Genomic DNA, 5,637 nt, shown 5'->3' with positions numbered 1-5,637 from the left:
CTACTTCAGGCCTGACCGAGATGGCTCAGGCCGGTTTTGCCGGCGCCTGGTTCAGCATGCGTTCGACGATGGCCAGTTGCTGGGCAATGCGCGGTTGCAACTCGTGACCGGGATAGCTTTTCTGCAGCTGCGTCAGCAGCGCATGGGCATCCTTGTCGCGGTTGAAGCGCTCGAACATCAATGTCGCCGCGAGCAGGTAGTTTTTCGGAATGTCCGCGCTGTCCGGATGGCGGCGGTGGAAGCCGGAAAGCAGGCGCAGCGCGGTCTGGCTCTGTCCGAGCTGCGCGGCCTTGTGCGCGACCCAGGTGGTTTCCTCGGCGCGGGTCGGTGCGAAGGCGGGATCGAGTTCGGCGCATTCGCGGGCGATGTCGACCGCGAGAATTTCCTTGTCGCGCGCGACCAGCGAAGAAAGGTATTCGCGACCGTGCTGCAGCTGGCCGTCGCGGTCGCCGATGAGGCGCAGCAGTTTTCGATAGCGCAGGTGGGCGGTATCCGCGCCGCCGCGGCTGCGCAATTGCGCGTGCAGCAGCTTCGCGGCCTCCTCGGCCTTGCCATCGCGTATCAGGGCTTCGGTTTGGTCGAGCACGTCGCGGTCAGGGTCGCGCGGGGGAGTCGGGGCGGAAGCGGGTTGGTCGGACACGTAGCCGAGTTCGTCCTGATATTGATGGACGAGGTAACCCATCAGGTGGCATGTCGTCACCAGCGCGTAACCAGAAAGGAACTGGGCAAGGAAGATCGCCAGTACTGACGGCAGGAACGGCGCGAACAGCGCCTGCGCGTTGGCCATGCTCACATAAATCACCAGGCACAGCAGAGTGGCGACGAAGTAGGGCCAGCCCAGGCGGCTCATGATCGACAGCCAGGTGACGGGATTGAGTGCGTGCGACACGCTTCCGTCGATTGCCAGCGACATCATCGCGCCGGGCCAGCCAAAGGCGAGCACGATCACGGCGATCAGTCCGAAGACAGGCCCGAACAGCAGCAGGGCGAGAACGGCGAGCGCAATGAAACCGGTTTGCAGCCAGATCGCGCTCCAGCCCGATGACTCCTCGACGCGCAGGCCGCCCGCGGGTGGATCCATGCGTCCGTCCGCGGTCGCGTGAAGCACTTCGAAACCGAATTTGTAGAACGCGACGGTGACGAGCAGCCGAATAATCACGCCGACGCCGGGCAGCAAGCTCAACAGCGAGCAGGCGGAGAGCACGATCAGCGTGATCAACGACTCGCCGCGGAAAGCGTAGAGCGAGATAGTGCGCAGTCTGTTCCAGAACGGAACGACGGGCGTAGCAGCGGTTTGCATCCGATTTCCCCCTAGTCGTGCTGTGTCATTTTCGCAGCAGCGAGCCAAGCACGCCGCGTACGAGTGCGGTGCCAAGGCGGCTGCCGCCACTGCGGATTGCGGACTTCGCCATCGTCTCGATCATGCCCTGGCGGCGCCCGCTGCCGAGCAGCACGTCGCTTATCGTCTTGCCCCAGCCCGACATCGGGCCTTGCGCGGGCGCCTGCGCATCGGCGCCGTTTGCATCGCCGGGCGCGGGGCGCGCGATCGTGACGTCGGCGCGCCGGGTGAGGATCTCGAACGCCGATTCGCGATCGACCGCGGTGTCGTACTTGCCGCCGACCGGCGAGCGCGAGCGGATCGTCGCGCGTTCGGCGTCGGTGATCGTGCCGATGCGGCAGCTCGGCGGCACGATCAACGCGCGCTCGACCGGCAGCGGCACGCCGCCTTCCTGCAGCGTCGAGACGAGTGCCTCGCCGACGCCGAGCTGGGAGATGACCTGGGTGATGTCGCTGACCAGCGGATTGGGCGCGAAGGTCTGCGCGGCGGCGTTGACTGCCCTCTGGTCGCGCGGCGTGAACGCGCGCAGCGCGTGCTGCACGCGGTTGCCGAGCTGGCCGAGGATGACGTCGGGCGCATCGTCGGGGTTCTGCGAGCAAAAGTATACTCCGACGCCTTTCGAGCGGATCAGGCGCACGACCTGTTCGACACGCTTCTGCAGCGCCGGCGGGCAGTCGTCGAACAACAGGTGCGCCTCGTCGAAGAAGAACACGAGCTTGGGCACGTCGAGGTCACCGACTTCGGGCAGCTTCTCGAACAGCTCGGACAGCAGCCAGAGCAGGAAGGTCGAGTACAGCATCGGCTTCAGGATGAGCTGGTCCGCGGCGAGGATGTTGACCACGCCGCGCCCCGACATGTCCTGGCGCATGAAGTCCGCGAGATCCAAAGCGGGCTCGCCGAAGAACGCGTCGCCGCCGGCATTCTCGAGTTGCAGCAACGAACGCTGGATCGCGGCGATCGAAGTCGGGCTGATCAGGCCGTATTGCGCGGAGAGTTCCTTGGCGTTGGTCTTGTCCGCGGCGAAGTTGAGCAGCGCGCGCAGGTCCTTGAGGTCGAGCAGCAGCCAGCCGTGGTCGTCGGCGGCCTTGAACACGATTTCGAGCACGCCGGACTGCACGTCGTTGAGTTCGAGCAGGCGCGCGAACAGGGTCGGGCCCATTTCGGACACGGTCGCGCGCACCGGATGGCCGAGCTTGCCGTAGATGTCCCAGAAGATCACCGGGTTCGCGCTCGGCGTGAAGTTGCTGATGCCGAGCTTGTCGAGGCGCGGCTTGAGCTTGTCGTTGACGACGGCAGCTTGAGACATGCCGGCGAGATCGCCCTTGACGTCGGCGAGGAACACCGGCACGCCGAGCTTGGAGAAGCCCTCGGCCATCACCATCAGCGACACCGATTTGCCGGTGCCGGTCGCGCCCGCAATCATGCCGTGGCGATTGCCGTATTTCGCATGCAGAAACACGTCCGGCGTCTTGCTGCCCACGAGCTGGCTTTTGCCGAGGAGAATATCGTTTGCCATTTGCTACCCCGAATGCGTGCGCGATCCCTGGACGAATGTTCTCACGACAGGTGCACACGCGACAGGCTTGCGGCGTCGCATCAAAGTGGTAGGATTTCGATGCAACGCAAATGGCCGATTCATCGTGCCCCGGGGAGATCGTCATGTTGCGAACCATCGCCAGGCTGGCGGCGGCGCTTCTCTTCGCTGCCAGCACCTGTTGCCATGCCGACGCCAATGTCGGCGAGGCTGCACCCGACGTCGTCCTCGGCGTAACCCAGACGGGCAATTCGGTGCGCGTGTCGGACCACCCCGGCAAGGTCGTCGTCGTGTCGTTCTGGGCATCGTGGTGCGCTCCGTGCCGCAAGGAACTGGCGATACTCGAAGGCTTGCAGGTGGAGGGCAAGGGCAGCCTCCAGGTCATCGCGGTCAACATCGAAGACCGCGAACTGTTCAAGAAGGCCGCGCAGCTGCTCGGCGAAATGCACGTGCTGCTGGTCAACGATCGCAACGAGCGCAGTCAGAAGGCTTACGGTGTCAAGGCGATCCCGCACATGGTCATCGTCGGCAAGGACGGGCGCATTCTCGGCGCGCACAAGGGCTATGGCGAAGATGCCTTGGCCGGCATCGTCGACGAAATCAATCGCGCGCTCGCGCCCGCTTCGGCGAATAGTGAGCATCTCGAAAAACCGTAGCGAGCGAAGAGAATTTGCGCGTCGCCGGAGCGCAGGAACCGGAGTGTACAGATGAGTACATGAGGATTCCGAGCACCGCCGGCGCGCAAATTATCGAGCGTAGTAGGTTTTTCGAGTTGCGCTGGCGGCTGAACGGATTCCATTTGCAGTCCGTCAAGGGTTGTCGCGCCGCCGCGCGCTGTGTAACGTGTGCGCGTTTATTCGTCGGATGAGCGGAATGTTCAGAATTCGTATGTGGGTGCCTCGAAAAACCGTCGCGAGCGAAGAGAATTTGCGCGTCGCCGGAGCGCAGGAACCGGAGCATACAGACGAGTATGTGAGGATAACTCGCCGCGTCTGCGGCTCGCCCTTCGGGCCATTCGCTGCGCGAATGTTCGCTTCGGCATCCTGCCTGCGCAGTCCGAGCACCGCCGGCGCGCAAATTATCGAGCGCAGTAGGTTTTTCGGGGCGCCTTGGTGTGTTGCGGCTGTTGTGACGTTCGTGCTCGCCGGTTGCGCTGGCGGCCCCGCGCAGAAGAAGGCCGCGGCAAATGGGCAGGAGAAGCCCAGTCCGGCAGTCGTTGCGTTGTATACGCGCCTGGCGGACGACGAAAAACGCTACAACGCCGCGCGCGAGCCGGCCACGTTCAAGAACGACGAGGCCGCGGCGACGGCGTCGTACCAGTGGGCATGGAACGACGCGCAGGACGCGGCCCAGCAGTGTATGAAGACGCACGGCTGCGATATGACGAAATTTGACGCCGCGTTCGCGCGCATGTCCGGGCAGGCAGTGGCGGCGCCGCCCGGCGGCGACGAAGCGATGACACCCGAGGCGACGACCACGGCGGGCGAAGCCTCCGCGGTCGCCGCAGCCGTGCCCGAGGTGAGTCGCACGGTGACCTTGCTGAAAGGGCGCGAATTGTCCGAGGTGATGACGCTCAACGGCCCGGTCAAGGTCGCGCTCGAGGAGTGGCTGACCACGCTGCGCCCCTACCTGATGGACACCTACGAGAACTACCAGTACCTGCGCTACCTGATGTGGCCGGAGTACGAGAAGGCCAAGCTGCCCGAGGCGATCCTGTTCGGCATCATGGCCAAGGAATCGGGCGGGCGCGTGCACGCGTACTCGCGCTCGGGCGCGGCCGGCCTGCTGCAGTTCATGCCGGCGACCGGGCAGCGTTTCGGCCTGACCTACAGCGACGGCTTCGACCAGCGCTACGATCCGCAGCTCGCCGCGCGCGCGAACGCCGCCTATCTCAACGAGCAGCTCGAGATCCTCAACAACAATCTGGAAATGGTGATCGCCGCGTACAACGGCGGCGAAGGTCGCATGCAGCGCCTGGCCAAGAACGCGCCCGATGCGAATTTCTGGGATCCGGAAATCTTCGCCCAGTTGCCGGCCGAGACGCGCGACTACGTGCCGGTCGTGCTTGCCGCGGCGTGGCTCTACCTGCATCCGGAAAAGTACAACCTGGTATTTCCGAAGATCGACGGCCGTCCCGGCACGCTGGTACTGCAGAAGAAGGCGTCGCTGGCCGAGCTCGCCGTGTGCCTGGGTTCGGAAGGCAATCTGCACGACGGCTGGTTCCGCACACTGCGCAACCTCAATGCCTCGGTCGAGCCGCGCGAGCCGCTGCCGGCGTCGACGCGCCTGCGCGTGCCGCAACAGCTCGTCGCACTGTACGAGAAGAACTGCATGCGCGGCGTGTGGGGTTCGGTCGCGAGCGACCTGCACGAAGCGGTGCTCGCCACGCCGGCGCCGGTGATCGCGAGCGCGACGCGGCGGGCGCCGCCTCCGCCGCCGCCGGTGGCGAAGGCGCGCAAGGCCGCACCGACCTATGTCGTGCGCCGCGGTGAAACATTGAGCTCGATCGCACGCAAATTCGGTTGCGACAATGCGAGCGAACTGGCCAAGGCCAACGGCATCAAGCCGAAGGACGTCGGCAATGTGCATCCGGGTCGCGTGCTCCAGGTCGGCGTTTGCACGCGCTGACTCGCAGCATGTCGGTTTGCGCTGCGCGGGCTGAAGTACGCAACAAAAACTAGGCTGTGAACATAGGCGCGCACGGTTCTTCTCCGTGCCGCAGACGACTAGCGTGCAACCATCGCGCGCCGTTCCGAGCGTCGTT

General features: G+C 64.9%; 4 protein-coding genes. 2 read left to right on the top strand and 2 right to left on the bottom strand.

Annotation, left to right across the window (positions count from 1 at the left end):
- Window positions 1-25: 25 nt before the first annotated feature.
- The gene (locus VF497_RS01340; RefSeq protein ID WP_330885502.1) at window positions 26-1,300 is read right to left on the bottom strand and encodes a hypothetical protein; all 1,275 of its coding nucleotides are present in this window, start codon (window positions 1,298-1,300) and stop codon (window positions 26-28) included.
- Between the two features lie 25 nt (window positions 1,301-1,325).
- Window positions 1,326-2,855 (bottom strand): helicase HerA-like domain-containing protein, encoded by a 1,530-nt coding sequence (locus VF497_RS01335; RefSeq protein WP_330885500.1) that lies wholly within the window; start codon window positions 2,853-2,855, stop codon window positions 1,326-1,328.
- Window positions 2,856-2,998: 143 nt separating this feature from the next.
- Here VF497_RS01335 and VF497_RS01330 point away from each other — a divergent pair, with 143 nt between their 5' ends.
- Entirely contained in the window at window positions 2,999-3,529 is a 531-nt protein-coding gene (locus VF497_RS01330) for a TlpA disulfide reductase family protein (protein WP_330885498.1), read from the top strand.
- A 481-nt stretch (window positions 3,530-4,010) separates the two neighbouring features.
- The gene (locus VF497_RS01325) at window positions 4,011-5,501 is read left to right on the top strand and encodes a lytic transglycosylase (protein ID WP_330885496.1); all 1,491 of its coding nucleotides are present in this window, start codon (window positions 4,011-4,013) and stop codon (window positions 5,499-5,501) included.
- Window positions 5,502-5,637 lie beyond the last annotated feature (136 nt).

This window comes from Rudaea sp. (genome assembly GCF_036383415.1).
In the GTDB taxonomy this organism is placed as follows: domain Bacteria; phylum Pseudomonadota; class Gammaproteobacteria; order Xanthomonadales; family Rhodanobacteraceae; genus Rudaea.
This window is presented reverse-complemented; position numbering and strand designations above follow the sequence as displayed.